This is a genomic window from Cronobacter sp. HA18006 (assembly GCF_011605445.1).
GTDB classification, from domain to species: domain Bacteria; phylum Pseudomonadota; class Gammaproteobacteria; order Enterobacterales; family Enterobacteriaceae; genus Cronobacter; species Cronobacter sakazakii.
Genome location: NZ_JAANQB010000011.1, coordinates 1,404,286 through 1,426,039 on the forward strand (window position 1 = coordinate 1,404,286; position 21,754 = coordinate 1,426,039).

Below are 21,754 nucleotides of genomic sequence, written 5' to 3' on the forward strand. Positions count from 1 at the left end.
AAAGTAAATGGATTCTCTGCCGTTACTCCAGACTTAGGGTTATTTTGCAAATATTGGAAGCAAAAGCACCTTAAGGGCTCAGAACGGTATACTCAGTTCTGTGTAAAAATGGAATTTTATATGGAAAAACAATGAGAAAAAATCTTGTTTATTTATCTTTAGCACTGGCTGCATGTGCTGCTTCTCTGCCTGCAATGGCAGCGACGGGATCCATTACAAAGACAGTAGTGCCATCTTCAATCCGTCTTTACTCCGCTGGCACAGCGCCTGTTACGTCAACCTTGTTTACATTCCAGGTTGCTGACTTCCAAAAAGGCTCTGCAAACCCAACCAAAACATTGACTCTGATTCGCTTTGATTCGGCCGCATATCCCGCTGCTTATACGCACACGACGGAATTATGCATATATCAACCTTATCAGTCAGGCCCAACACGTTGTATTCCGGTAAGCAGCGGTTCTTCATCATCAACCACGGCGTTGAATGATGTACGTTTCGATGCTGGCAGTCGGATTTCTCTGCGCCATACTGTTACAGGCGCACCATCAGAGACGTTACAGCCATCACGTAACGAAAGCGTCACCGTCGAGTTTTCTTACTAAGTACCAATAGATGTAATTAACTAACCACAGGCGAGAGGGATATCAATCATGATGATCAATCAATCATACGTAACATACAAACAGATGCAGGATACGTCAGGCACCCGTTTGAAAACCATTTCCTCTCAGCCTGTTAAATTAAACAGAACACAAGAAAATACAGAGTCAGCGATTGCGAACATTAGCTTTAGTGGTAAAGGGATAATGATGTCTCGCCTTTTTGGTGACAGTGATTCTACCCCTCCTGTTCAAACACAGCTAAATGTTAATAACATGAATATGTCTTCTGTTAATTTTTTAACTACTCAAGATCGGAGTATATTATCTGACTTATACGAGCAGGCCCAAAATGAGGGTGCTGACTTGAGATATGTTGACGACTTAGCGCATGACCTGGGAACGTATCGAATGTTTAACGGTGTAATGGCAAACGTCAATGATGGAACCATGTTTGATATGGAAGGACATCAGCAAACCTTCATATTTACAGAAGCTGATACTGCTACTGCAACAAGAATTAAAAGTAGTAAAGGCTTTTCCGGCTCCGTTCTTGACACAGGCTTTTTGAACTATGAATTAGACGCAGGCTATTCATTTTCGCACAAAGCCAATTTCGATTTCCTTGAAGCAGTGGTAAATGGTCAAAATTTGGGTGCTAAATTCGCTACTTACGAGGGTAAAGGACAAAAAAATTATATTATTGAAACTGCCAGTGAAGTGACATTAAAAACGGAAGAACCAGACTGGCGTAACGTCAATGGCGTATTCACTGTCACGGAGAAAGGACTGAAAAATGGCTTCAGTTTGGTTAATGGGAAATTGCTCCATGATCCCCAGAGCTTCCTTACCACTTCTTTCCCGGAAAACAAAACACTATTAGACGCATTTATTTCTCAGAAATGAAGTTGAGATGAAAAGATAAAATCACGAACAATGACCGAGGTTCAATACAATAAAGATATAATTTGCCTGAGAAATATTTCTCATTCATATCTTAAAGACCTTTCCCGGCAGGTTATATTAAATAACATTTCATTGTCAATTCCCCATGGTCAAAGTTGCGCTATTGTTGGCGCTTCAGGATCAGGGAAAAGCACGTTGCTCAACATCATTGGCCTTTTAGATAAACCTAATGTTGGAAGTGTATTTATCAATGGCACTGAAATGTCACAAGCTAATAGTGAAATAAGAGCAATAGCCAGAAACCAAATCATTGGCTTTGTCTTTCAAAGCTATAATCTTTTACCACGCCTTACAATATTAGATAACGTCGCATTACCGCTTTTCTATCGCGGCGTATCTAAATCAAATGCCTATAAGGCAGCGAAGATACAGCTGAATCGTGTTGGGCTAAGCGACAAAATCCAGTATAAACCCGCCGATCTCTCAGGTGGGCAGCGCCAGCGTGTGGCTATCGCACGATCATTAATAGGCGAACCCATATTGTTGTTGGCCGATGAGCCTACCGGTAATCTCGATAGCAAAAATGCCGAAGGCATTATTAATTTATTAATGTCACTAAATCAAACAGAAAAAACAACACTTCTGTTAGTGACGCACGATAAAAACCTTGCTGGCTGTATGTCTCGTTGTATAGAAGTACATGATGGTACTATCAGTGAAAGATCTCATGCCAACGGCTAAACGCAATACATTCATATACTCAGAATTAAAACTCGTCTATGGTCCATCTTGCTTACACATTTTACGAGAATCTCTGGAAAACTTAAGGCTCCTCGGTCGTCGTGCATTTCTGGCTCTCATTGGAATCGCTATAGGTTGTATGGCCGTCGTTGCGTTACTAAATATTGGTCACAATGCGCAATTACAGGCAATGAGCGTCTTCAAGGGGATGGGTACCGATATGATTGCAGCGACTATTCAACTGCCTGTTGGTAATCGAAACGAGACAATTTCGGTTAATACAACCTTAAATACCAGTGATTTAAACACACTGATTCCTGAAACAATTGCAGTAGCCCCTTTAGTCTCAGCAAATATAGATGCTCTTTTCAAAGGACAAGTATTGAACGTAACAACGATAGGGAGCACTGATAAATTATCAGATGTTTTGGGCCTGCATCTCAAAGTGGGACGATTTCTTAGCATATATGATACGGGGAATACTTATGCAGTTCTGGGAGGAAATATCGCTAATCAATTGGAAAATGCAGGGAAAGACATCAAGCCGGGGGATCATATTCAGCTTGCCGGGTACCTTTTCGAGGTAATAGGGATAATCAAAAGTGATGAGCAAAACCCATTGGTACCTTTTTCCGTTAATGATTCCATTTTTGTGCCCATAGACAGTATGCGTCGTATATTTCCTAATCCATACATTACAAGTGTTCTTGTTCGTAATCATGATTATGAGCACGTCGTTCAAAATGCCCATATTTTACGCAACTGGCTAGCAAAAAAAATTTCCGTTTTTGAAATAAGCGTACAATTCCCTCAACAATTACTTAAAGGTATGGAAAAACAGTCACGCCTGTTTTCCTGGTTCCTTTCTGGTCTTGGAGGAATAGCGCTTTTGGTTGGTGGAGTCGGTGTTATGAATGTTATGGTGATGAACGTTGCTGAAAGGCGTCGTGAAATTGGCGTCCGTATAGCGTTAGGAGCCAGACCTAAAGATATCGCATTACTTTTCTTAATTGAATCCACCGTTCTTACTGGTCTGGGAGCACTTACCGGCGCACTTATGGGCCTTATTACAGCCTGGTTATTTGTCTATTACTCTGGCTGGGGAACTTTCTCATTATATCCCTCAGGTTTTATGCTGGGTGTTGGCGGCGCAGCAATTACAGGGCTTTTATTTGGGCTATCGCCAGCAGTCTCTGCGGCGCGTTTATCTCCTGTCCAGGCATTACGTGATGATTAAAATTTTAATAGCAATATCAATACTATTTGTGCCTGTCAGTGTAGATGCTTATTCGTTTTCAAATGAACAGGCTGTTTCTGCCGGGCAAGAAAAAAATTTAACTTTTAACTCCCCAGACATCTCATTGCATGCACAGAAAATTGAAATGACATTGGGAGATGCTATTTATTTGGGACTCCGAAACAATCGTGCTATACGTAGCGCTTATTTGAACCGTATTTCTCAGAAATTTGATCTTACAGTGTCTCAAGACAGATTCAACCCGAAATTGACGCTTAGCGGCAATTATCTTGCCACATATAACCAGGATGACCGTTATCGTCAGGGGGCTGTGTCACCAAAAACCACTATCCTGACACCTTATGGTTCAAGAGTAAGCCTTGGATGGAACTATATTAATACAAAAGCGAATATGGCTGGCTTTTCCACAAACGATGGTGCCGGCATCACTGTCATTCAACCTTTACTGCGTGGTGCCGGTAAAAATATTGCAACAGCACCTGTTCGCTTGGCACAACTGAGTGAGCAAATTAACCGGCTTAATTTAAAATCAATAATTTCACAAACTGTCACCGGGATCATTACTTCTTACAGAGCATTATTGCAGGCACATGAGCAGCTAAAAATTGCTCGCGAATCTCTTAATCGATCACATAAATTAGTTGATGTTAACCGGGCAATGATTGCTGCAGGAAGAATGGCTGAATTTGAGATTGTACAGGCAGAAGCTGAGGTTGCCTCTCAGGAACTAAATTTTGAACAAGCCCGTAATGACCTTGACGCAAAGCGTCTGGAGTTATTGCAATTACTCTCTCTCGATTTAAACACGCCAATAGAAGCAACCGAATCACTTCAGGCACATGATACAAAAGTTGATGTTGTACAGGCTATAAAGCAAGCAGAATACTCCCAGCCGCAATGGCTCATAAAGCTTATTGAAAATGAGCAGGCAAATATTGACCTGGCAGTAGCTCACAATAATAGCCAATGGGATGTATCCCTTGTTGGTGGAGCGAATCAAGTGCGCAGACGAGATAATCAGTCTGGGGTATCCAGGACATGGGAGAACTACGTAGGCATACAGGTCGAAATACCGGTCAATGACATGAGTATCCACCAGGCAGAAGTACAGGCCAGGGCAAATGTACGTAACAGTGGAATCCAGCTTGCCGAAGCTCACCAGCAACTGGAGCGAGAGGTAACGAACGCAGTGCGAGATATTAACGCTCGCTGGCGGCAATATGAAATCTCGCAACGTGCTCGAGATCTATCCCTTCGTAAGCTGGAGATCGAACGTGAGAAACTTACCGTAGGACGTTCAAGTAACTTCCAGGTATTGAGTTATGAAAATGATCTTCGCAATGCTGAAAATGCGCGTCTGAATACGCTAATAAATTATCTTAATGCCCAGGCTGAACTGGATCAGCAACTGGGTACTACCCTGCAAAGTTGGGACATAACAATTAATGATTAATTTTCCTTTAGCATCTAAATATTTAACAACAGCGCGCCTGAAGCCTTTTTTACTATTTTTTTTAGTTATAGCATTTATTACTGGCTTGGGGCTAATATTACTAAAGGAAGATGAGCAAAAAGTTCAAGTCGTTGATAAAAATTGGCTTCAGATAAGACCAGAAAGGCTGGAGCAAAATATTGGACTGGTTGGGCGTATTGAGGCAGTACGTCAGCAAACTCTTTCAGCTCCGTTTGAAGGTGTCATTAAAGAAATAATGGTACAGGAAGGTCAACGTGTTGCGGCTAATCAGATACTGGCTCACATTAATCCTGAGCAAATTCAAATCCAGTTACGTCAGGCACAGGGAGATTTGTTAAAGGCACAGCGAGAACTGCATCAATTAAAAAACTGGAGCAACAGCCCAGACGTTGCCCGGGCCAGGCGAGCCTTAAAGGCCTCACAGGATAGCTTGAATGCAACATATGCAAATTTGCGGGAAACGCAATTATTATTCAAACGCGGCATCGTTGCCCGTATGGAGGTTGATTCGCTTGAAGCGCAATTACGTTCTCAACAACAAGATTTATCCGCCTCTCAGGATGAACTCAATGTTATTGAACTGAAAGGCCAGGGTGAAGAGTATGAACTTGCCAGGTTAAATCTGGTTAATGCACAAGCGCGATTTCAAATGTTGCTCGCCCAATCTCAACGCCAAATTATCACAGCGCCTTTTGCAGGGGTTATAGTTCGACAGTCACCGATGGAAAATAGTAAAAAAATCGTTATTCAGCCAGGAATGACGGTAAACCAGGGAACACCCCTTTTAACTCTTGTCAGTCTTGATCATTTGCAGGTCGTGACAAAAGTCGAAGAGTCAGACATACATAGAATACATGAAGGCATGCCAGTAAAAATAACCGGAGATGGATTTGTCGGAGAAGAGTTGGAGGGTCATGTCAGCGCTATTGCCGTTCAGAGTGATGCAGCAGATGCTTCAGGAATGTCGGTCTATTACGATGTAATCATTTCAGTAGATACGCCATCAAAGGGAGCCAAAATAGGTATGAGTGCACATCTGGCGATAATACTTTATATGAATGAGAAGGGAATTGCCGTTCCCCCGGAGGCGCTGCATCAGGATATCAACGGGGTTACATGGGTAAACTATCGTGCTGCAGAGGAAGGCCCCATAAAAAAAATTGAAGTTAAAACCGGTAAATCGGTTGTACAAGGTATTGAGGTAAAAGGACTGGAAGCAGGCTATATTGAGGTTCCCTTAAAATAAGCTAACGCATTCTGTCTGTTCATTATGTATAGCGAGCGTAGAACAGGAGCGTTTATCGTCATTTTTGCGCGCTTTTACCGCCGCGCGGTACTCAACGCGGGTGGATTCGGGTACTATGACTGCCCCATTTGCCACAGAAGACGTAATACTCACTATGACTCAAGTCGCGAAAAAAATTCTGGTAACGTGCGCGCTGCCGTACGCCAACGGCTCCATCCACCTCGGCCATATGCTGGAGCACATCCAGGCTGATGTCTGGGTCCGTTACCAGCGAATGCGCGGCCACGAGGTTAATTTCATCTGCGCCGACGACGCCCACGGCACGCCTATCATGCTCAAGGCCCAGCAGCTTGGCATTACGCCGGAGCAGATGATTGCCGAGATGAGCAAAGAGCATCAGACCGATTTTGCGGGCTTTAACATCAGCTATGACAACTATCACTCTACGCACAGCGACGAAAACCGCGTGCTGTCGGAGCTGATTTATACTCGCCTGAAAGAGAACGGCTTTATTAAAAACCGTACCATTTCGCAGCTCTACGACCCGGAAAAAGGCATGTTCCTGCCGGACCGTTTTGTAAAAGGCACCTGCCCGAAATGTAAATCCCCGGATCAGTACGGCGATAACTGCGAAGTCTGCGGCGCGACTTACAGCCCGACGGAGCTTATCGAGCCGAAATCGGTCGTTTCCGGCGCCACGCCGGTGATGCGTGATTCTGAACACTTCTTCTTCGATCTGCCTTCTTTCAGCGAAATGCTGCAGGCGTGGACCCGCTCCGGCGCGCTCCAGGAGCAGGTGGCGAACAAAATGCAGGAGTGGTTTGAATCCGGCCTGCAGCAGTGGGATATCTCCCGCGACGCGCCCTACTTCGGTTTTGAAATCCCGAACGCGCCGGGCAAATATTTTTACGTCTGGCTGGATGCGCCTATCGGCTACATGGGCTCGTTCAAAAACCTGTGCGACAAGCGCGGCGATACCGTGAGCTTTGACGAGTACTGGAAAAAAGATTCTGACGCCGAGCTGTATCACTTCATCGGTAAAGATATCGTTTACTTCCACAGCCTGTTCTGGCCTGCAATGCTCGAAGGCAGCGGTTTCCGTAAACCGACCAACCTGTTTGTCCACGGCTACGTGACGGTCAACGGCGCGAAAATGTCTAAATCGCGCGGCACGTTCATCAAGGCCAGCACCTGGCTGAACCATTTCGACGCCGACAGCCTGCGCTACTACTACGCGGCGAAGCTCTCCTCCCGCATCGATGATATCGACCTGAATCTGGAAGATTTCGTGCAGCGCGTGAACGCCGACATCGTCAACAAAGTGGTCAACCTGGCGTCGCGCAACGCGGGCTTTATCGCCAAACGTTTTGACGGCGAATTAGCCGCTGAACTGGCTGATCCGGCGCTCTACCAGACCTTCACCGACGCCGCAGCCGTGATTGGCGAGGCATGGGAGAGCCGTGAATTCGGTAAGGCTATCCGCGAAATCATGGCGCTTGCTGACCTCGCGAACCGCTACGTGGATGAGCAGGCACCATGGGTGGTTGCCAAACAGGAAGGCCGCGACGCCGATCTGCAGGCGATTTGCTCTATGGGTATCAACCTGTTCCGCGTGCTGATGACCTACCTGAAGCCGGTACTGCCGGAGCTGTGCGCCCGTGCCGAAGCGTTCCTGAATGTCGAGCTGACCTGGGATGGCGTAAACGCCCCGCTGCTCGGCCATAAAGTGAACAGCTTTAAAGCGCTCTATAACCGTATTGAGATGAAACAGGTGGAGGCGTTAGTGGAAGCGTCCAAAGAAGAAGTGAAAGCGGCGGCGGCACCTGCGACTGGCGAGCTGGCGGAAAACCCGATTCAGGAGACCATCACGTTTGACGATTTCGCGAAAATCGACCTGCGCGTGGCGCTGATTGAAAACGCGGAATTTGTGGAAGGCTCTGACAAACTGCTGCGCCTGACGCTGGATCTGGACGGCGAAAAACGTAACGTCTTCTCCGGCATCCGCTCCGCCTACCCGGACCCGCAAGCGCTGATTGGCCGTCTGACCGTTATGGTGGCGAACCTCGCGCCGCGTAAAATGCGTTTCGGTATCTCAGAAGGCATGGTGATGGCCGCAGGCCCTGGCGGGAAAGATATCTTCCTGTTAAGCCCGGACAGCGGCGCGAAGCCGGGCCAGCAGGTGAAATAACCTGACGCCCAGCGCGCCAGCAGCGCCATAAAACGAAGGGGAGATGCTTATCTCCCCTTTTTTCGTCCAGCGTCGTGGTTATCGCCTTTTTGCCTGCGGGATACAGGATACAAACTCTTTTTCCCGGTTCGTGCATCACCTACTACATTTAACGGGTACCATTCCCCGAAGAGAACCAGTATGGCGTTATATACGATTGGCGAAGTGGCCGATCTCTGTGAAGTTAACCCCGTGACGCTGCGCGCGTGGCAGCGCCGTTACGGACTGCTTAAACCCGTGCGCACCGACGGCGGCCACCGTTTGTTCAGCGAGGCGGATATCGACCGTATCCGCGAAATCAAACACTGGATTGAGCAAGGCGTTCAGGTCAGTAAAGTCAAAACCTTGTTAAGCGAGGACAGCGCCGATGAGCCGGAAGGCTGGCGCGAGCGCCAGGAGATGCTGCTTGCGAAACTGCGCAGCGGCAACCCGGGCCAGGTGCGGCACTGGGTAAGCGAATTAGGACGCGACTACCCGGCCCAGATGCTGGTGCGTCATCTCTATACCCCGCTGCGCCGCCGGATGCAGCTACAGCACGCCACGCTGCATGCGCTCTTAAGCCTGCTCGACGGCATTCTGATTAACTACATCGCGCTTTGTCTGCAATCCGCATGGAAAAAGCCAGGCAACGACGCGCTGGTGGTCGGCTGGAATCATCAGGATGCGACGCAGATCTGGCTCGCGGCCTGGGTGGCGGTGCAAAAAGGCTGGCGGGTGGATGTGCTGGCGCAACCGCTGGTTCAACTGCGCCCTGAACTGTTTCCTGGCAGAACGCTGCTGGTGTGGTGCGGCGAACCGCCCGCGGCGCGTCAGCTTGAGCAAATTGCCGCCTGGCATGCGCAGGGCCACGCCATATTCTCGCTCCATGAACCGGAAACCATTTAAAGGTTCATTAACAGGCGCGCTTCACCGTATACTTACGCGGTTAACATAAGGAGCAACGCATGAAATTTGTCAGAATCGGGCTTATCACCGGCATGGTCCTGATGGCCATCGGCGGTATCGGCGGCGTTATGCTGGCCGGCTACACCGTTATCCTGCATTCCGGTTCATAACCCGCGCCAGACGCTCAAAGAGCCGGTCCACCAGAACCGCCGCCAGCGCCACCAGCACCGCACCCTGAATCACATACGCCGTGTTAAACCCACTCAGGCCGATGATAATCGGGGTGCCGAGCGTGCTGGCTCCCACGGTGGAGGCGATGGTGGCAGTGCCGATATTAATAATCACCGACGTGCGTATCCCCGCCAGCATCACGCCAGACGCCAGCGGCAACTCGACTTTGCGTAGGATCTGAGCGCGGCTCATGCCGACGCCCCGAGCCACCTCTTTCACGTCCTCCGGCACCGCGCTTAAGCCCGCGAGCGTGCCCTGCAACACCGGCAACAGGCCATAAAGAATGAGCGCGACAATCGCAGGCTCCCGCCCGAAGCCCATTACCGGCACCGCAATCGCCAGCACGGCCACCGGCGGGAACGTCTGACCGGCGGCGGCGAGCGTTTCGGCGAGCGCGCGAAACTCACGCCCCCACGGGCGCGTCACCGCAATCCCCACCGCAACGCCGCAGGCGACCGACACCGCGCCTGCCGCCGCCACCAACCCGAGATGCGAAAGCGTGAGCGCGACAAAGCTTTCCTGAAGATAGACCGGGCGCGCCAGCCCCGGAAACAGCCAGTGAAACAGCCCTTCGCTGTGCGGCATCGCCAGCAGCAGCGCGACAAACAGCAGCGCCAGCCAGAGCAGCGGATCGCGCAGTCTATTCACCCCGCGCCTCCCGCTGATTCACCAGATGGCGAAAGCGCAGTACGCCGCGGTGCGCGCCGCCCGCATCCACCACCGGCAAGGTCTCGCACTGGCGTTCGACAAACACTGACATCGCCTCGCGCAGCGTTAAGGTTTCCGCCACCGGCGCGCCATCGGCCATGCCAGGCTCAATGAAATCCCTCACCTGTTTGAGCGACAACAGCCGCACGCCAAGCTCGCTGCGCCCGAAAAAGTCACGCACGAAGTCATTGCGCGGCGCGGTGAGCAGCGCCAGCGGCGTGCCCTGCTGCACCACTTCGCCGTTATCCATCAGCACCAGATGCTCAGCCAGCCCCAGCGCCTCGTCGATGTCATGCGTCACCAGCACAATCGTGCGCCCGAGCAACTGATGTATGCGGCGCATCTCCTGTTGCAGCGCGCTGCGCGTGACCGGATCGAGCGCGCCGAACGGCTCGTCCATCAGTAACACCTCCGGGTCAGCCGCCAGCGCTCGCGCCACACCGACGCGCTGCTGCTGGCCACCTGAGAGCTGATGCGGGTAACGATCGCGAAATGCGTCAGGCGCGAGCCCAAGCAGCGCGAGCAGTTCATCCACCCGCGCCTGAATGCGCGCCTTCGGCCACTTCAGCAGCTGCGGCACCGTCGCGACGTTTTGCGCCACCGTCCAGTGCGGAAACAGCCCGACCGACTGGATCGCATACCCCATGCGCCGGCGAAGCGCTTCGGGCGAAAACTGGCGGATCTCCTCGCCCGCGAAGCGGATTTCGCCCGCGTCGTGCTCCACCAGACGATTAATCATCTTCAGCGTGGTGGATTTACCGGAGCCGGAGGTGCCGATAAGCACTGAAAACGCGCCTTCGGCGAACGTCAGGCTTAAGTCTTTCACCGCCGCGCCGCCGTTGTAAAACTTGCTGACCTGCTTAAATTCAATCATTTCTTTTTGTCTCCAGCGCGCCGATGGCGAGTGTAAACAGCGCGTCCAGCACCACCGCCAGCGCCACGACCGGGATAACGCCAAGCAGCACCAGATCGAGCGCGCTGCTAAGCAACCCCTGAAAAACCAGCGCCCCGAAGCCGCCTGCGCCAATCAGCGCGGCCACCACCGCCATACCGACCGTCTGCACCGCCACCACACGCAGGCTGCGCAGCCAGACGGGCAGCGCCAGCGGTACGTCGACATGCCATAAGCGCTGCCAGGCGGACATTCCCACCCCGCGGGCGCTCTCCCGCACCGCGTCGGGCACCTGCCCGAGCCCGGCCACCACGCCGCGCACCAGCGGCAGCAGCGCATAGAGCGTGAGCGCAATCAGCGCAGGCGCAAGCCCGGTGCCGGAGACGCCCAGCGCGCCGAGCGCCGGAAACGCCTGCGCCAGCCCCGCAAGCGGGGCCATCAACAGGCCAAAGAGCGCCACAGACGGCACCGTCTGAATAATATTGAGCGCAGCGAACAGTCCCGGCTGCCAGCGCGGGCGTCGGTGACACAAAATACCGAGCGGCAAACCAATGACGACCGCAGGGGCCAGCGTGCCGAAAAGCAGCGTCAGGTGGCGCGCGGTGGCGTCATCAAACACCGTCTGGCGGTTGGCGTATTCTTTTAGTAGCGACAGCGCATCAAAATGACCGCTCAGCAGAAGCCAGAGCGGCGCAATCCAGATCTGCACCTGTAACAGCCAGCGCCCGAGCGGCTGGCGCGTCAGCCTGCCGATGGCGTCGCTGGCGGCAAGTAAGGAGACCGCGAGCATCAGCCACAGGCCGCTGCCGGGCGAGGTGCGCGCCAGACGGCTGCCGGTTTCGGCCAGCCGCGCCGCCTCTGCGCCGGTCACCACCAGCAGCGTGATAAAAAGCGCCTGCGCCGTAACCAGAATCAGCAGCGCGCCCGGTTTTCCGGGTACAAAGGCGAGTAAACAGAGCAAGGCCGGCAGCGCCCATAATGCGGGCGCGGCGGCAGGGAAAAGCCCGGAGAGAGCAAGCGGCGCGCCGGAGACCAGCCGGTTCGGCGCGTAATTTAAAAACGGCAACAGGGCGGCGGCGGCCAGCAGGACCGCCAGCAGCACCAGCACCCGGTTATGGCATCTGATTGACAAAACGTATCCCGAGGCAAACGCCGGTGGCGTTATTTCACCAGTCCTTTTTCTTTGAGCCACTGCGACGCCACTTTACCGGCATCCAGCCCTTCTACCGCGATCTGCGCGTTCAGCTCCTGAAGCGTTTTCTCATTCAGCGCCTTAAAGACCGGCTCAAACCACTGCGGCATATCCGGGTACGCTTTCAGCACCGCTTCGCGCACGACCGGCGCGGGCGCGTAAACCGGCTGCACGCCTTTCGGATCGGTGAGCGTTTGCAGGCCGAGCGCCGCCACCGGGCCATCGGTGCCATAAGCCATCGCGGCGTTAACGCCGGAAGTCTGCTGGGCCGCCGCTTTGATAGTCACCGCCGTGTCGCCGCCCGCGAGCGACAGCATCTGGTCCTGGTTAAGCTTAAACTGGTAGGCTTTTTCAAAGGCCGGCAGCGCGTCCGGGCGCTCGATAAACTCCGCCGACGCGGCGAGTTTGAACGTCCCGCCCTCTTTCAGATAGCGGCTGAGGTCGGCAAGCGAGGTCAGCTTATTTTTCTGCGCCAGGTCCTGACGCACCGCGATAGTCCAGGTGTTGTTCGCCGCCGCAGGCGTCAGCCAGATAAGCTTGTTCTGTTCGGCGTCGAGCTTTTTGACTTTCTCATAGCCCTGCTTGGCGTTTTTCCACGCCGGATCGTTCTCCTGCTTAAAGAAAAACGCCCCGTTGCCGGTGTATTCCGGGTAGATATCCAGCTCACCGGAGGTGATCGCCCCGCGCACGACCGGCGTAGTGCCCAGCTGGATTTTGTTGACCGTTTTCACGCCGTGGCTTTCCAGCACCTGCAAAATCACGTTGCCGAGCAGCGCGCCTTCGGTGTCGATTTTCGAGCCCACTTTCACCGGCTCGGCCGCCTGCGCGCCTGCCGCCAGCAGTACCAGGCCTGCCGCGCTCCAGAGTTTTAGCCTCATGATTTTCCTCTTTTATCCGCTTCGCTAAGGGCTTAAGAGAAAAGCGTAGTTGATAAATCTCAGGGGGAAAGGGAAAAGACGGGAAATGGCATTTTTTAACGGGCAATGGCCATAAAAAAGGGCCGGTCTCCCGGCCCTCTGACGATCGACAACCGCTTACAGCAGTTCAAATTCGCCCTGCTTCACGCGGACGGAATCCAGCCCGATGAAGACGTTGAATTTGCCGGGCTCCGCGTCATATTTCATACGCTGGTTCCAGAATTTCAGCGCGTCGATATCGATCGGGAAGCTGACGGTCTGGCTTTCGCCCGGTTTCAGCGTGATTTTCTCAAAGCCGCGCAGCTGTTTCACCGGACGGCTCATGGAGGCCGTGACGTCCTGGAGATACATCTGCACTGCGGTCGCGCCTTCACGTTTGCCGGTGTTGGTCACCGTTACGCTGGCGGTCACTTTGCCGTCAGGCTTCATGGTCGGCGCGGAGAGCTTCACGTCGGAAACGCTGAACGTGGTGTAGCTCAGGCCGTAGCCGAACGGATAGAGCGGGCCGTTGGCTTCGTCAAAGTAGCGCGAGGTGTATTTGTTCGGTTTTTCCGGGTTGTACGGACGGCCCGTGTTGAGGTGGCTGTAGTACACCGGGATCTGCCCGACCGAGCGCGGGAAGGAGATTGGCAGCTTGCCTGACGGGTTGTAGTCGCCAAACAGCACGTCGGCGATGGCGTTACCGCCTTCGGTCCCGGCAAACCAGGTTTCCAGAATCGCATCGGCCTGCTGATCTTCTTTCACCAGCGCCAGCGGACGACCGTTCATCAGCACCAGCACCAGCGGTTTGCCGGTCGCTTTCAGCGCGCTGATAAGGTCGCGCTGGCTCTGCGGAATGGTGAGATCGGTACGGCTGGATGCCTCATGCGCCATGCCCTGCGCTTCGCCCACGACCGCCACGACCACGTCAGACTGCTTCGCGACGTTTACCGCCTCGTCGATCATCGCTTTCGGCGTGCGTTTATCCACCACCACTGCCGGCTCGTAGAGATTCAGGAAGTCAACGATGCCCTTATCGTCGGTGACGTTAGCGCCTTTGGCGTAGAGGATTTTGGCCTTATCGCCCGCGACGTTTTTCATACCCTGCAGCAGCGTGACGGACTGATCGGCCACGCCTGCGGCAGACCAGCTGCCCATCATGTCGCGCTTGCTGTCAGCGAGCGGCCCCACTACTGCGATGGTGCCGGATTTTTTCAGCGGCAGCGTCTCCAGGCGGTTTTTCAGCAGCACCAGGCTTTCGCGCGCCACTTTACGCGCGTCGTCGCGGTGCAGGCGGCTTTCAGCGTTGGTGTCTTTCGGATCGGCGTCTTTCGGCCCCAGATGGCTGTACGGATCGTTAAACAGCCCCATGTCATATTTGACGTTCAGCACGTGACGCGTGGCGTCATCAAGCTCTGCCATGGTGACTTTGCCGCTCTTGATAAGATTCGGCAGGTATTTGCTGTAGTACTCATCCGCCATACTCATATCGACGCCGGATTTAATCGCCACGCGCACCGCGTCTTCCGGGTCGGACGCCGTACCGTGTTTAATCAGCTCTTTAATCGCGCCGTGGTCAGAAATGGTGATGCCTTTAAAGCCCCAGTCGCCGCGCAGCAAGTCTTTCAGCAGCCAGCCGTCGGACGCCGCTGGCGTGCCGTTCAGGGAGTTGAGCGCAATCATCACGCCGCCGCTGCCTGCGTCGAGCGCCTCTTTGTAAGGCGGCATGTAGTCGTTGAAGAGACGCTGAGAGCTCATATCGACGGTGTTGTACTCTTTACCGCCCTCCACCGCGCCGTAAGCGGCGAAGTGTTTCACGCTGGTCATCACCGAATAGCGGTCCGCCGGGCTTTTGCCCTGCATCGACTCGACCATCGTTTTGCCCATCATGCTGGTGAGATAGGTATCTTCGCCGAACCCTTCCGAGCCGCGGCCCCAGCGCGGGTCGCGCGTGACGTCGACCATCGGCGCCCAGGTCATGTTCAGACCGTCGTCGGCGGCTTCATATGCCGACACGCGGCCTACGGTTTTTACCGCGTCGAGGTTAAACGAGGAGGCGAGCCCGAGGCTGTTCGGGAAAATGGTGCGCTGGCCGTGCAGCACGTCGTAGGCGAAAAACAGCGGAATTTTCAGGCGGCTTAACTGCATCACCTGATCCTGCATCGCGCGGATATCGGGGCGGGTCACGGTGTTGAAAATCGCGCCGACCTGACCTTCTTTGATCATGTCCCGAATCGCTTCTTTCGGGTTATCCGGCCCGACGCTAATCAGACGCAGCTGGCCGATTTTCTCATCGATCGTCATTTTTTTGAGTAAATCGGTGACAAACGCATCCCGCGCTTCGGGCGTCAGAGGATGCTCGCCAAATGGTTCAGACGCCAGGGCCGGTTGCAGCGCAAGGCTCACGGCCATACCCACAGAACAAAGCCATTTCATAGGATTAACTCTCTTTTAGACGCAGCCGCAACGTTGCCGCCACAAAGAATAAGGTGTGCAGTGTGCCATAAGCCTTAGCAGGGAAGAAGCCAAACGCAAGTTTATACGCTGATTTTTCAACCTTTTCGGACTCGTCGCGAAATTCGCGGCTATGCTTAGAGACGTGCGTTTTCTCTGCCACAAGGAGTGGAACATGATCCTGACACCAACCTCCGATAACCATGAGGTTATCGCGGAGCTGACCCGCATTACCGGCGCCAGCCATCTTCTCACCGACCCGGCCAAAACCGCCCGTTACCGCAAAGGCTTTCGCTCAGGCCAGGGCGAAGCGCTGGCCGTCGTTTTTCCCGGCACGCTGCTGGAATTATGGCGCGTGCTGGAAGTTTGTGTCGCCGCTGACAAAATCATTCTGATGCAGGCGGCTAACACCGGCCTGACGGAAGGCTCGACGCCGAATGGCAACGACTACGATCGCGACATTATCATCATCAGCACGCTGCGCCTCGATAAGCTGCACCTGCTGGATAACGGCGAGCAGATCCTCGCATACCCCGGCACCACGCTCTGGCAGCTGGAGCGCGCACTCAAGCCGCTTGGCCGCGAGCCGCACTCGGTGATTGGCTCCTCCTGCATCGGCGCGTCGGTGATGGGCGGCATCTGTAATAACTCCGGCGGCGCGCTGGTGCATCGCGGCCCCGCCTATACCGAAATGGCGCTGTTCGCGCAGATAGACGACACCGGGCGGCTGCGTCTGGTGAACCATCTGGGCATCGATCTCGGCCAGACGCCGGAGCAGATCCTGGGCCGTCTTGACGATGACCGCATCGACCCAGCCGCCGTGCGCCACGACGAACGCCAGGCGTCTGATCGTCATTACATCGAGCGCGTGCGCGACATCGAGGCCGACAGCCCGGCGCGCTACAACGCCAACCCCGAACGGCTCTTTGAAGCCTCCGGCTGCGCCGGTAAGCTCGCCGTGTTCGCGGTGCGTCTTGATACTTTCGAAGCCGAAAAACGCCAGGAGGTGTTTTATATCGGCACCAATCAGCCTGACGTGCTGACCCACATTCGCCGCCATATTCTTGCAAATTTTCAAAGCCTCCCGGTCGCGGGTGAATATATGCACCGCGATATCTACGACATCGCCGAGCGCTACGGGAAAGATACGTTCCTGATGATCAATAAGCTCGGCACCGACAAAATGCCGTTCTTCTTCACGGCGAAAGGCCGCACCGACGCCTGGCTTGAGAAAGTGCCGTTTGTTAAACCGCACTTTACCGACCGCGTGATGCAGAAACTGGGCGGGTTATTCCCCGGTCATTTGCCGCCGCGCATGAAAAGCTGGCGCGATAAATATGAGCACCATCTGCTGCTGAAAATGGCGGGCGACGGCATTGAAGAAGCGCGCAGCTGGCTGACGAGCTTCTTTAAAGAGGCCGAAGGCGATTTCTTCGCCTGTACGGCGGAAGAAGGCAGCAAAGCGTTTCTGCACCGCTTTGCTGCGGCGGGCGCGGCGGTGCGTTATCACGCGGTGCATGCCGATGAAGTGGAAGATATTCTGGCGCTGGATATCGCGCTGCGGCGTAACGACACCGAGTGGTTCGAGCATCTGCCGCCGGAAATTGACAGCAAGCTGGTGCACAAGCTCTATTACGGCCACTTCTTCTGCCATGTGTTCCACCAGGATTACATCGTCAAAAAAGGCGTGGATGTGCATGCGCTTAAAGAAGAGATGCTGGCGCTGCTGCGCGAGCGCGGCGCGCAATACCCGGCGGAGCATAACGTCGGCCACCTTTACGAAGCGCCGGAGAGCTTAAAACAGTTTTATAAGGCCAATGACCCGACTAACAGCATGAACCCCGGCATCGGCAAAACCTCAAAGCAGAAATACTGGGGTGAGCCGGACGGGATCGCACAAACGCCAGGGGAACCTACCGCCCGCTGATTCTGGCAGGCTGTTTTCTTTTTAAGCACAGGCATAATATATCCTCCATGCCGCCGGAGCCCTCCGGCGGCATGTCTTTTGAGGATACAGGTATGGCTGTTGTGGAAAATCTCACGGCGACAAAAGCCGCGATTCGTGACGTTACGCCGGGGGATATCGACGCCATTCGCGCCATTTATGGCTGGCATGTCGAACACGGCCGCGCCTCCTTTGAAGAAACGCCCCCGACGCTTGATGAGATGACCGCGCGCGTCAGTGCCATCACAGCGCAGGGTTTACCCTGGCTTGTGGCGGAGATGGACGGCATTGTGGTCGGCTACTGTTACGCCTCGCCCTGGCGTGCGCGCCCTGCGTATCGCTACACCCTTGAAGAATCGATTTATATCGACGCCAGCATGGTCGGGCGCGGTATCGGTAGCCGTCTGTTACAGGCGCTTATTGAGCGCTGCGAGCAAGGCCCGTGGCGTCAGCTGATGGCGGTGATTGGCGATGGCGAGAATAATCGCGGCTCGACGCGTCTGCACCGGCTGCTGGGGTTTGAAGTGGTGGGAAGTTTGCGCAGCGTCGGGTTTAAATTCGGCGGCTGGCGCGACACGCTGATTATGCAGCGTCCGCTCAACCAGGGAGACTGGACGCTGCCGGAATAGCTTATTCGACGCTGTTGTTCGCCATTTGCGCCGCTTTCTGGCGCTTATAGCTCAGCGCCGCTTCAGGCACCGGTTGCACCTTGCCGGTTTCAAGCCAGGTGCGCAGGCGGCTGGCGTCGGCGAAGTGGGTGTATTTGCCGAAGGCGTCCATCACCACCAGCGTCACCGGACGGTTTTTAATCAGCGTGCGCATCATCAGGCAGTGCCCGGCCGCGTTGGTAAAGCCGGTTTTGGTCAGCTGGATATTCCAGTTATCGCGGTAAACCAGATGATTGGTGTTACGGAACGGCAGCGTGTACGTCGGGTTCGAAAACGTCGCCATCTCTTCACGCGTGGTGCTGAGCTGGCCAATCAGCGGATACTGTTTGGTCGCGATTAACAGCTTCGTGAGATCGCGTGCGGTCGAGACGTTGTGGATGGAAAGCCCTGTCGGCTCCACAAAATGCGTATTGCGCATGCCGAGCGCTTTCGCTTTGGCGTTCATGGCGCGGATAAACGCGTCGTAGCCGCCCGGATAGTGGTGCGCGAGGCTTGCCGCCGCGCGGTTTTCCGACGACATCAGCGCCAGCAGCAGCATATTTTTACGGCTGATCTGGCTGTTTAAACGCACCCGCGAATAGATCCCTTTCATCTCCGGCGTATGGCTGATATCCACCGTCAGCATCTCATCCAGCGGCAGGCTGGCGTCGAGCACCACCATCGCGGTCATCACTTTGGTAATTGACGCTATCGGACGCACCAGATCCGGGTGGCTTGAGAACAGCACTTCATTGGTGCGCAGATCGACGATCATGGCGCTGCCGGAGGCAATTTGCGGCTCAGCGGCGGCAAGCGGCGACGCGGCGGCTTTCGCGGCGGCCAGCGCCGGAGTGGAAAGCGGCGCGGCCAGCAGCAGCGCGAGACTTAACAGGGAAAGACGAATTTTTGTCGGCATGGCGAAAGTTCGGAAAAGAATTCACGCGCGTAATTAAACGCACCGCCACCAACGGTGAAAGCTATTGATGGCTGGCGCGGGCATGATACTCCGGCCTTCGCGTTTCTCGCTACAGAAGATTCAGCGCCGGGCGCGGCACCGCCGGTTTTTACGCCGGCGGCACACGTCAGAAGAGACGATAACCGTAGCCCCACAGCAGGACGGTCAGCGCCAGCAGCACCTCCAGCAGCAGCACGCCGATGGCGAGCGTCGAGCCGGAAAAGCGCAGCCCTTCTTCCTGATTAATATTGAGAAACGCCGGAATGCCGACATACAGCAGATAACCGGTGTAGAGCAGCGCGAGCGTCCCCACCAGCGCACAGAGCCACACCAGCGGATAGAGCGCCACCACGCCGCTTAAAAAGAGCGGCGTCGCCACATAGCCCGCGAACACCATACAACCGGCGAGCGACGGACGACGCGGATAATCACGCGCCATCCACCAGATGACCCGCCCCATGACCGCCACGCCAGCCAGCATCAGCGCATAAAACAGTACCGCCAGATAGAAACCGGTAAAGAACGACAGCTTCACGACGTTGCCGTCGCCGAAATCCCAGCCAATCTGGGTGGTGCCGATAAACGCGCACAGCACGGGAATGGCCGCCATGATGAGTACGTGGTGGGTATAGTGATGCGTCACGGTTTCGTTTTCGTGGCGAATCACCTGCATTTCACGGAAAGGATGGGACAAAAGCCCCCAGACATGGTTCATAACGCCCCCTGACTCAGACCGCCCGGAACGGGTACTGTAAGTATAATTCAGGCCTGTAGATTAAAAAGTAAACAGCGCAAAAACAGGTAGTCCGTTGCACGCGCAGGGCGCGGCGGGCGCGTTATACTTTCGGTTTCGCGCGTGGCGCGAAGAAAGCCTGACAAACGGGAGTAGTGGAATTCATGGATATCAATAACCTGATTGAGCAGTACGGTTATGTGACGCTGTTACTGGGCAGCCTTGCCGAAGGGGAAACCGTCACGCTGCTGGGCGGCGTGGCCGCGCATGAAGGGCTGCTGCGTTTTCCGCTGGTGGTGCTGGTGGTGGCACTCGGCGGCATGATTGGCGACCAGGCGCTGTATCTGGTGGGCCGCCGGTTCGGCACCCGGGCGCTGGCGCGGTTTTCCGGCAAGCAAAAGCAGATAGCCCGCGCGCAGGCGCTTATCCAGCGCCATCCGGCGTGGTTTGTCATCGGCACCCGCTTTATGTACGGTTTTCGTATTATCGGCCCGCTGTTAATTGGCGCGAGCCGCGTCCCGCCGAAGCTCTTTGTGCCGCTGAATATCCTCGGGGCGCTGGTCTGGGCGACGCTCTTTACCACGCTCGGTTACGTGGGCGGCCAGGTGATAGAGCCGTGGCTGCATCGCCTCGATCATCATCTGAAACAGCTGGTGTGGGTCGTACTGGCGGTGGGTATTGTGCTGCTGCTGCGCTGGCTGTGGCGCAAACGCAGCAGCAGAGCGGATTAAGCCTTCGGCTTAAACTGCGGGTTAGCGAGCGTAAACCCGCCGTCGATGATAAACGACTGACCGGTGGTATAGGTGGCCCCCTCCGAGCAGAGCCACGCGACGATGCTGGCTATCTCATCGGTCTCTCCGGGGCGCGCCATCGGGATATTCGGCATCGAGCCGGGTTTCGCGTCGCCCTCGTCCATGTCGTTCATCGGCGTGGCGATAGCGCCAGGCGCGACGGCGTTCACCAGAATGTTATGTTCCACCAGCTCCAGCGCCATTGATTTGGTCAGCCCGCCGAGCGCGTGTTTGGCCGCGGTGTAGGCGCTCGCCTCCGGCAGCGGCGTGTGTTCATGCACCGAGGTGATATTCACAATGCGCCCGCCCTGCCCCTGTTTCACCATCGCTTTGGCGGCGATTTGCGAGCAGAGAAACGCGCCGTCCACATCCACCGTCTGAATGCTGCGCCACTCGTCGAACGTCATCTCCAGAAACGGCTTTTTGATCATCGCGCCCGCGTTATTCACCAGCGCGTCGATACGCCCGAAGCGGTCGATAAGCGCCTGAATGGCGTTCGCGCCCTCCGGCAGATGGCTGAGGTTAAGCTGGATAAGTTCAGCGCGCCGTCCCAGGCTTTCCACTTCCTGCGCGGTCTCCTTCGCGCCTTTATCGTCACTGTGCCAGGTAATGCCGATATCGAACCCTTGCCTTGCGAGAAATACCGCACACTTCTTGCCGATGCCTGAATCTGACGCGGTGACGATCGCCACTTTGGTTGCAGAACTCATGGTGCCTCCGGGAGTTGCGTTAAAGTGTTAAGTATAGCGAGGCCTGAAAAATCAGCCCCGGCGGGCGAAAACGCTCCCCTCACTTTTTTCTGCCGCCTTCGCAGGAGCTTCTATACTGGTAATTACCTTCATGGATCAACGAGATCCCGCAAAGACAATAAGGAGTAAGTGATGAAAATCATTCTGTGGGCGGTACTGATTATTTTTCTGATTGGGCTGTTAGTGGTGACGGGCGTATTTAAAATGATCTTCTGATCTACCGGG

At 54.7% G+C, this 21,754-nt stretch carries 21 protein-coding genes; 13 read left to right on the forward strand and 8 right to left on the reverse strand.

Annotated features, from left to right (window positions below; translation table 11 throughout):
• The first annotated feature begins 131 nt into the window (after positions 1 to 131).
• From G9X48_RS08420 to G9X48_RS08460, 9 genes are all read left to right on the forward strand, one after another.
• Positions 132 to 602, forward strand: coding sequence for a hypothetical protein (locus tag G9X48_RS08420; RefSeq protein ID WP_124753121.1), 471 nt, complete (start codon positions 132 to 134; stop codon positions 600 to 602).
• A 48-nt stretch (positions 603 to 650) separates the two neighbouring features.
• On the forward strand, positions 651 to 1,505 hold the full coding sequence (locus G9X48_RS08425; RefSeq protein ID WP_044593407.1) for a hypothetical protein: 855 nt from the start codon (positions 651 to 653) through the stop codon (positions 1,503 to 1,505).
• A 30-nt stretch (positions 1,506 to 1,535) separates the two neighbouring features.
• On the forward strand, positions 1,536 to 2,246 hold the full coding sequence (locus G9X48_RS08430) for an ABC transporter ATP-binding protein (protein WP_032988299.1): 711 nt from the start codon (positions 1,536 to 1,538) through the stop codon (positions 2,244 to 2,246).
• On the forward strand, positions 2,206 to 3,483 hold the full coding sequence (locus G9X48_RS08435) for an ABC transporter permease (RefSeq protein ID WP_080605057.1): 1,278 nt from the start codon (positions 2,206 to 2,208) through the stop codon (positions 3,481 to 3,483). Before G9X48_RS08430 ends, G9X48_RS08435 begins: the two co-directional genes overlap by 41 nt.
• Positions 3,386 to 4,957 (forward strand): TolC family protein, encoded by a 1,572-nt coding sequence (locus G9X48_RS08440; RefSeq protein WP_105629539.1) that lies wholly within the window; start codon positions 3,386 to 3,388, stop codon positions 4,955 to 4,957. The genes G9X48_RS08435 and G9X48_RS08440 overlap by 98 nt, the downstream gene beginning before the upstream one ends.
• Entirely contained in the window at positions 4,950 to 6,224 is a 1,275-nt protein-coding gene (locus tag G9X48_RS08445) for an HlyD family efflux transporter periplasmic adaptor subunit (RefSeq protein WP_076736341.1), read from the forward strand. Before G9X48_RS08440 ends, G9X48_RS08445 begins: the two co-directional genes overlap by 8 nt.
• A gap of 154 nt (positions 6,225 to 6,378) precedes the next feature.
• Entirely contained in the window at positions 6,379 to 8,412 is a 2,034-nt protein-coding gene (metG, locus tag G9X48_RS08450; RefSeq protein ID WP_054625896.1) for a methionine--tRNA ligase, read from the forward strand.
• A 180-nt stretch (positions 8,413 to 8,592) separates the two neighbouring features.
• A complete protein-coding gene (locus tag G9X48_RS08455; RefSeq protein WP_007869321.1) occupies positions 8,593 to 9,336 on the forward strand; it encodes a MerR family transcriptional regulator in 744 nt (247 codons plus the stop codon).
• A 59-nt stretch (positions 9,337 to 9,395) separates the two neighbouring features.
• Positions 9,396 to 9,506 (forward strand): protein YohO, encoded by a 111-nt coding sequence (locus tag G9X48_RS08460; protein WP_004388656.1) that lies wholly within the window; start codon positions 9,396 to 9,398, stop codon positions 9,504 to 9,506.
• On the opposite strand, the gene G9X48_RS08465 is transcribed toward G9X48_RS08460, so the two are convergent.
• The 5 genes from G9X48_RS08465 to bglX all read right to left on the reverse strand — a co-directional run bounded on the left by G9X48_RS08465 (position 9,484) and on the right by bglX (position 15,691).
• Positions 9,484 to 10,215 (reverse strand): ABC transporter permease, encoded by a 732-nt coding sequence (locus tag G9X48_RS08465; RefSeq protein ID WP_007869323.1) that lies wholly within the window; start codon positions 10,213 to 10,215, stop codon positions 9,484 to 9,486. The genes G9X48_RS08460 and G9X48_RS08465 overlap by 23 nt on opposite strands.
• Positions 10,208 to 11,149: an ABC transporter ATP-binding protein gene (locus G9X48_RS08470; RefSeq protein WP_038880047.1), complete on the reverse strand. Its 942-nt coding sequence runs from the start codon at positions 11,147 to 11,149 to the stop codon at positions 10,208 to 10,210. The genes G9X48_RS08465 and G9X48_RS08470 overlap by 8 nt, the downstream gene beginning before the upstream one ends.
• Positions 11,142 to 12,299, reverse strand: a complete 1,158-nt coding sequence (locus G9X48_RS08475; protein WP_038880044.1) for an ABC transporter permease — start codon at positions 12,297 to 12,299, stop codon at positions 11,142 to 11,144. Before G9X48_RS08475 ends, G9X48_RS08470 begins: the two co-directional genes overlap by 8 nt.
• Before the next feature lie 29 nt (positions 12,300 to 12,328).
• Entirely contained in the window at positions 12,329 to 13,237 is a 909-nt protein-coding gene (locus G9X48_RS08480; RefSeq protein ID WP_038880041.1) for an ABC transporter substrate-binding protein, read from the reverse strand.
• A gap of 156 nt (positions 13,238 to 13,393) precedes the next feature.
• Complete coding sequence (gene bglX / locus G9X48_RS08485) at positions 13,394 to 15,691, reverse strand: beta-glucosidase BglX (RefSeq protein WP_105629538.1); 2,298 nt, start codon at positions 15,689 to 15,691, stop codon at positions 13,394 to 13,396.
• Between the two features lie 193 nt (positions 15,692 to 15,884).
• On the opposite strand from bglX, the gene dld reads away from it, so the two are divergent.
• Complete coding sequence (gene dld / locus G9X48_RS08490) at positions 15,885 to 17,636, forward strand: D-lactate dehydrogenase (protein ID WP_038880035.1); 1,752 nt, start codon at positions 15,885 to 15,887, stop codon at positions 17,634 to 17,636.
• Positions 17,637 to 17,728: 92 nt separating this feature from the next.
• Positions 17,729 to 18,283, forward strand: a complete 555-nt coding sequence (locus G9X48_RS08495; RefSeq protein ID WP_007869349.1) for a GNAT family N-acetyltransferase — start codon at positions 17,729 to 17,731, stop codon at positions 18,281 to 18,283.
• A 1-nt stretch (position 18,284) separates the two neighbouring features.
• Here the strand turns inward: G9X48_RS08495 and pbpG are convergent, their stop codons facing one another.
• Both pbpG and G9X48_RS08505 read right to left on the reverse strand, forming a co-directional pair.
• The gene (pbpG, locus tag G9X48_RS08500) at positions 18,285 to 19,217 is read right to left on the reverse strand and encodes a D-alanyl-D-alanine endopeptidase (RefSeq protein WP_007869351.1); all 933 of its coding nucleotides are present in this window, start codon (positions 19,215 to 19,217) and stop codon (positions 18,285 to 18,287) included.
• 166 nt (positions 19,218 to 19,383) lie between these two features.
• Complete coding sequence (locus G9X48_RS08505; protein WP_032988290.1) at positions 19,384 to 19,971, reverse strand: Yip1 family protein; 588 nt, start codon at positions 19,969 to 19,971, stop codon at positions 19,384 to 19,386.
• A 182-nt stretch (positions 19,972 to 20,153) separates the two neighbouring features.
• Between G9X48_RS08505 and G9X48_RS08510 the strand changes: the two genes are divergently transcribed.
• Positions 20,154 to 20,720: a DedA family protein gene (locus G9X48_RS08510; RefSeq protein WP_038880032.1), complete on the forward strand. Its 567-nt coding sequence runs from the start codon at positions 20,154 to 20,156 to the stop codon at positions 20,718 to 20,720.
• Here G9X48_RS08510 and G9X48_RS08515 read toward each other — a convergent pair.
• On the reverse strand, positions 20,717 to 21,490 hold the full coding sequence (locus tag G9X48_RS08515; protein WP_007899548.1) for an SDR family oxidoreductase: 774 nt from the start codon (positions 21,488 to 21,490) through the stop codon (positions 20,717 to 20,719). The two genes, G9X48_RS08510 and G9X48_RS08515, sit on opposite strands and share 4 nt — an antisense overlap.
• 171 nt (positions 21,491 to 21,661) lie before the next feature.
• On the opposite strand from G9X48_RS08515, the gene yohP reads away from it, so the two are divergent.
• A complete protein-coding gene (yohP, locus tag G9X48_RS08520) occupies positions 21,662 to 21,745 on the forward strand; it encodes a small membrane protein YohP (RefSeq protein WP_000691708.1) in 84 nt (27 codons plus the stop codon).
• Positions 21,746 to 21,754 lie beyond the last annotated feature (9 nt).

Bases quoted from the DNA above. Each gene is read 5' to 3' on its own strand.
- G9X48_RS08470 (WP_038880047.1), bottom strand. From the start codon at position 11,149: ATGATTGAATTTAAGCAGGTCAGCAAGTTTTACAACGGCGGCGCGGCG.
- G9X48_RS08510 (WP_038880032.1), top strand. From the start codon at position 20,154: ATGGATATCAATAACCTGATTGAGCAGTACGGTTATGTGACGCTGTTA.
- G9X48_RS08455 (WP_007869321.1), top strand. From the start codon at position 8,593: ATGGCGTTATATACGATTGGCGAAGTGGCCGATCTCTGTGAAGTTAAC.
- G9X48_RS08420 (WP_124753121.1), top strand. From the start codon at position 132: ATGAGAAAAAATCTTGTTTATTTATCTTTAGCACTGGCTGCATGTGCT.
- dld (WP_038880035.1), top strand. From the start codon at position 15,885: ATGATCCTGACACCAACCTCCGATAACCATGAGGTTATCGCGGAGCTG.
- G9X48_RS08435 (WP_080605057.1), top strand. From the start codon at position 2,206: ATGATGGTACTATCAGTGAAAGATCTCATGCCAACGGCTAAACGCAAT.
- G9X48_RS08445 (WP_076736341.1), top strand. From the start codon at position 4,950: ATGATTAATTTTCCTTTAGCATCTAAATATTTAACAACAGCGCGCCTG.
- pbpG (WP_007869351.1), bottom strand. From the start codon at position 19,217: ATGCCGACAAAAATTCGTCTTTCCCTGTTAAGTCTCGCGCTGCTGCTG.
- G9X48_RS08460 (WP_004388656.1), top strand. From the start codon at position 9,396: ATGAAATTTGTCAGAATCGGGCTTATCACCGGCATGGTCCTGATGGCC.
- G9X48_RS08480 (WP_038880041.1), bottom strand. From the start codon at position 13,237: ATGAGGCTAAAACTCTGGAGCGCGGCAGGCCTGGTACTGCTGGCGGCA.
- G9X48_RS08505 (WP_032988290.1), bottom strand. From the start codon at position 19,971: ATGAACCATGTCTGGGGGCTTTTGTCCCATCCTTTCCGTGAAATGCAG.
- G9X48_RS08495 (WP_007869349.1), top strand. From the start codon at position 17,729: ATGGCTGTTGTGGAAAATCTCACGGCGACAAAAGCCGCGATTCGTGAC.
- G9X48_RS08515 (WP_007899548.1), bottom strand. From the start codon at position 21,490: ATGAGTTCTGCAACCAAAGTGGCGATCGTCACCGCGTCAGATTCAGGC.
- bglX (WP_105629538.1), bottom strand. From the start codon at position 15,691: ATGAAATGGCTTTGTTCTGTGGGTATGGCCGTGAGCCTTGCGCTGCAA.
- G9X48_RS08430 (WP_032988299.1), top strand. From the start codon at position 1,536: ATGACCGAGGTTCAATACAATAAAGATATAATTTGCCTGAGAAATATT.
- yohP (WP_000691708.1), top strand. From the start codon at position 21,662: ATGAAAATCATTCTGTGGGCGGTACTGATTATTTTTCTGATTGGGCTG.
- G9X48_RS08425 (WP_044593407.1), top strand. From the start codon at position 651: ATGATGATCAATCAATCATACGTAACATACAAACAGATGCAGGATACG.
- metG (WP_054625896.1), top strand. From the start codon at position 6,379: ATGACTCAAGTCGCGAAAAAAATTCTGGTAACGTGCGCGCTGCCGTAC.